This window comes from Mesorhizobium sp. M7A.F.Ca.US.006.04.2.1, assembly GCF_004022915.1.
GTDB classification, from domain to species: Bacteria; Pseudomonadota; Alphaproteobacteria; order Rhizobiales; family Rhizobiaceae; genus Mesorhizobium; species Mesorhizobium ciceri.
The window spans coordinates 1-3,766 of record NZ_RZQA01000648.1 but is presented as its reverse complement, the minus strand read 5'-3'; the positions used below and the strand labels follow the sequence as shown (position 1 = coordinate 3,766).

5 protein-coding genes and 1 tRNA gene are annotated in these 3,766 nt (G+C 61.7%); 5 read left to right on the top strand and 1 reads right to left on the bottom strand.

Features of this window, described 5'->3' with window-relative positions; genetic code table 11:
• Positions 1–40: 40 nt before the first annotated feature.
• Positions 41–796 carry a hypothetical protein gene (locus EN925_RS27245; protein ID WP_206632953.1) on the bottom strand — a complete coding sequence of 252 codons (756 nt, stop codon included), beginning with the start codon at positions 794–796 and terminating at the stop codon, positions 41–43.
• A 361-nt stretch (positions 797–1,157) separates the two neighbouring features.
• Between EN925_RS27245 and EN925_RS27240 the strand changes: the two genes are divergently transcribed.
• From EN925_RS27240 to kdpA, 5 genes are all read left to right on the top strand, one after another.
• A tRNA-Ser gene (locus tag EN925_RS27240) sits at positions 1,158–1,247 on the top strand.
• Between the two features lie 112 nt (positions 1,248–1,359).
• Positions 1,360–1,584: an alkylphosphonate utilization protein gene (locus EN925_RS27235; RefSeq protein ID WP_127368209.1), complete on the top strand. Its 225-nt coding sequence runs from the start codon at positions 1,360–1,362 to the stop codon at positions 1,582–1,584.
• 260 nt (positions 1,585–1,844) lie between these two features.
• A complete protein-coding gene (locus tag EN925_RS27230) occupies positions 1,845–2,147 on the top strand; it encodes a DUF982 domain-containing protein (protein ID WP_013529642.1) in 303 nt (100 codons plus the stop codon).
• Between the two features lie 447 nt (positions 2,148–2,594).
• A complete protein-coding gene (locus EN925_RS27220; protein WP_032808122.1) occupies positions 2,595–2,684 on the top strand; it encodes a K(+)-transporting ATPase subunit F in 90 nt (29 codons plus the stop codon).
• Between the two features lie 20 nt (positions 2,685–2,704).
• On the top strand, positions 2,705–3,766 hold a 1,062-nt coding region (gene kdpA, locus EN925_RS27215; protein ID WP_127417379.1), incomplete at its 3' end, for a potassium-transporting ATPase subunit KdpA.

The window sequence follows — 3,766 nt, the reverse complement described above, 5'->3', positions numbered from 1 at the left end:
CGCGAAAGCGCTGCACCAAGGCAAAGGGACAGGACGGAATTTATCTCCGCATCAGGCGGAAAAATCGATCTGAATTTCCCGGCGAGTGCCCGGAAACCTCAGCGCCCGCACCTGGCGGGAGCACGAGAAAACGCAACGCCGCCACCAGCCCGATGGCGCCGATCACCAGACCGGCCAGGCCGGTGAACACGGCGAAATAGCCGCAGGCGCCCTCGAAACAGCTCATCTCGGTGGCATCGGCGATCAGCGAGCCGATGGCGAATCCGCCCACGGCGCCGATGACCGCGCCCAGGACGATGCCGAGCAGCGCGGCGATGACCGAGACGAAGGCCGATGGGCTCTCGGTTTTCGGATTGACATAAACGGCATCGGCTTCGGATCCATGGCGCAGCAGATAGATGCAGAGCGCGCCGATGGCGATTTCGGCGCCGGTGATGACAAGCGCCTGGCCCGAGAAGACGAATCCCGGCACCGTAGGGGCATAGGCATGGATGACCAGCAGCCCGACGATTATGGCAATCTGCCAGATCGTGAACTGGCGCGGGAAGCGGGCCGAGCGGCCGAAGGCGAGGCCGAGCAGGTAAAGCCCCCACAGGATGGTGACGATGTCGACGACGAGCCCGCCATAGATAAGGTAAAGCACGCTGTCTGGCAGGCCGGTGGCGCCGACCGCGGGCCAGACGGAGATCAGGCCGTAGACCGACCACGCCATGACGAAGACAAGCCAGCCCACCGGCACGAAGGACAGCCCGCTGTCCGGCCGCCTGACTGGCGTCTGTCCATTGCTCGATGTCATGTCCGCACAATGCCCTCGCAAAGCCTCGGCACCCGACAGGCAACTCCGGGGGAAGTCAAGGGCGGCCGTCCCTGCGGTCCTGCCTGTGCACACCATTGCAGCGGCGGCGCCCGCAAAAACGGGCATGCCGGCGGCCTCGTGAAACACTGTGTGGCCGGCAAAGCGAATAGACTGCCGTTATGGCTTGGCATTCGCCGTCGGATCGACTAGATGAGCCCCGCGCCTGTTGCTTCGACGGCTCAGGTGCAGGGGAAGGCGTTTGCTGGTTGGCGACGCCGATGGCGAAAGTTCCGTCTTTCCCCAAGGGAGGTGCATCTCCCCAACCCGCGCGGCAAAACCGGCCGACGCGACATGCATGGACGGAGAGGTGGCCGAGTGGTTGAAGGCGCACGCCTGGAAAGTGTGTTTACGGGAGACCGTAACGCGGGTTCGAATCCCGCTCTCTCCGCCATCCTGCTTCGCTCTACGAGCTTCGCAGGACAAGCCCGAGCCTTTGCGCGAAGCAGGGCGGTAAACATCCCGCCGCGCTCTGCCCTAAAAACCTGCCAATCACAGGAGATGGCATGCCGAACGATGTAATCGTGCGCGACAGCAATGGCGCTCAATTGAATGACGGCGATTCCGTCACGCTGATCAAGGACCTCAAAGTCAAAGGCACTTCGGAAACGATCAAGCGCGGCACGTTGGTGAAGGCTATCCGCCTGAACGGCAATCCCGGCGAGATCGAATGCAGCACCAAGCAAGTGAAAGGCCTGGTGCTCAAGACCGAGTTCGTGAAGAAGGCGTGAGCCTCAGGGCGGCAAGCGATCTCGATGGCTCCTTCGGGATTTTGGAGAGCCTGCCGTCGCCAAGTGGACTGCGGAGCCGTTGAGCGTCCGGCACACGATCGTTGCGCTGCGAAATTGATAATTTCGCCGACCAGGCACAATCAAAAAACCGCCAAGACCCAAGCTTGGAACCTCCTGCCTTGTTGCGCGTTTCACCGCGTCTCGTTCGCGGACCCGCCGGATATCTCTCCAAGCGCGCAAAAAAACCAGGAGCCCGCTTCATGCACGACAAGCTGTTTCATTCCCCGGTCGCACTCTCGGTCGGCCTTGGCTTCAAACGCGAGATTGCGTCGCTGGCCGAAATGCACGACTTCCTCACCAATTGGACGACCTCCCGCCGCGGCCCGCTCTACCGCAACGCGGTGGAAGCATGTGAACTCGCCATCCCAGGCTATGTGACCATCGAGCAGGCCCGCCACGCGCTCGTCCAGTTTGCGCAAGCTTCTTGTATCCTGTGGCCGGACCTCGAGCCGGTGGCGGGCGTGCACGCCGTTGCGCGTGGCTATGGCGGCTACGCCGCCTGAAGATCGATACCCTCCGTGGCGGCTAAAGCCACACCACCATAGAAGGCCCGGCTGGCCCCAGCCGGGCTTTCCCGTTTCCGGCAGCTCGCAAGCAAATCGCAATCCTGTGGCTGGCCACCTGCCTTGCGCGACAATCCCCTGCGTGGAGTGTTGGGAAGAGCCCGCGCAAAAATCTTTATGAAATTCCTATTTCTTTCCACTGCGCCCCGTCTCGAACCTTTATGGCGATCGGGTCCATATTCCCCTCACACAGCCGGTTCCGTCGTCAAAGATGCGACGGGCCACTTCCGATATATTGCGAAATCCCCTGTCAAATTCGCAAAGTACAAAAGAACAACAGGAATAAACACAATGGATATAGCCGTTATCGGGATCGGAATTTTGTTCTTCGCCCTTTGTTTCGCCTACATCAAAGCTTGTGACGCGCTCTAGAGCGAGGCTGAAAAAATGATCGTCGACTATATTCTTGGTGGCGGCGTTACGCTGTTCCTGCTCGCCTACCTGACATACGCCCTCGTTCGTCCAGAACGCTTCTGAAGGCACGGAAAGCCACAGCCATGACACTGAACGGTTGGATACAGATCCTGGTCTATTGCGGGATCGTCATATTGCTGGTGAAGCCGCTCGGCGGCTACATGCACCGCGTCTTCAACGGCGACCGGACGCTGCTCTCGCCCGTCTTTGGCCCGCTCGAGCGCGGGCTGTACCGTGTTTGCGGAACCAGCGAACGCGAGGAACAGCACTGGACCACCTATGCGGTCGCCCTGCTGCTCTTCAACCTTGCCGGCTTCCTGGTGCTCTACGCCCTGCAGCGCCTGCAGGGCAGCCTGCCCTACAACCCGGCCGGCATGACAGCGGTTGAACCAGGGCTCGCCTTCAACACCGCCGCCAGCTTCATGACCAACACCAACTGGCAGAACTATGGTGGCGAGAGCACGATGTCCTATCTCGTGCAGATGGCTGGGCTGACGGTGCAGAACTTCGTTTCGGCGGCCACGGGCATTGCCATAGCCATCGCGCTGATCCGCGGCTTTGCCCGGGCTTCGGGCAAGTCGATCGGCAATTTCTGGGTCGATATGACCCGCTCCACACTCTATTTGCTGCTGCCGTTCTGCGTCGTGCTGACGCTGGCCTATGTCTGGCTCGGCATGCCGCAGACGCTGGGCGCCTATGTCAACGCCACGACGCTCGAAGGCGCGCAGCAGACCATCGCCGTCGGCCCGGTCGCTTCGCAGGTGGCCATCAAGATGCTCGGCACCAATGGCGGCGGCTTCTTCAACGCCAATGCCGCGCACCCGTTCGAGAACCCCGACGCGATCTCCAACCTGATCCAGATGGTGTCGATCTTCGCCATCGGCGCCGCCTTGACCAATGTCTTCGGCCGCATGATCGGCAACCAGCGCCAGGGCTGGGCGATCCTCTCGGCCATGGGCGTCATGTTCATCGCCGGTGTCGCCATCTGCTACTGGGCGGAAGCCGCCGGCAACCCGCTGGTGCATGCGCTGGGCATCGACGGCGGCAACATGGAGGGCAAGGAGACACGTTTCGGCATCGCCTTGTCGGCGCTGTTTGCCGTCATCACCACGGCCGCTTCCTGCGGCGCTGTCAACGCCATGCAC

What these genes read in the sequence shown, in the direction of transcription:
- EN925_RS27245 (WP_206632953.1), bottom strand. Translation starts at nt 796, where the DNA reads ATGACATCGAGCAATGGACAGACGCCAGTCAGGCGGCCGGACAGCGGG.
- EN925_RS27235 (WP_127368209.1), top strand. Translation starts at nt 1,360, where the DNA reads ATGCCGAACGATGTAATCGTGCGCGACAGCAATGGCGCTCAATTGAAT.
- EN925_RS27230 (WP_013529642.1), top strand. Translation starts at nt 1,845, where the DNA reads ATGCACGACAAGCTGTTTCATTCCCCGGTCGCACTCTCGGTCGGCCTT.
- EN925_RS27220 (WP_032808122.1), top strand. Translation starts at nt 2,595, where the DNA reads ATGATCGTCGACTATATTCTTGGTGGCGGCGTTACGCTGTTCCTGCTC.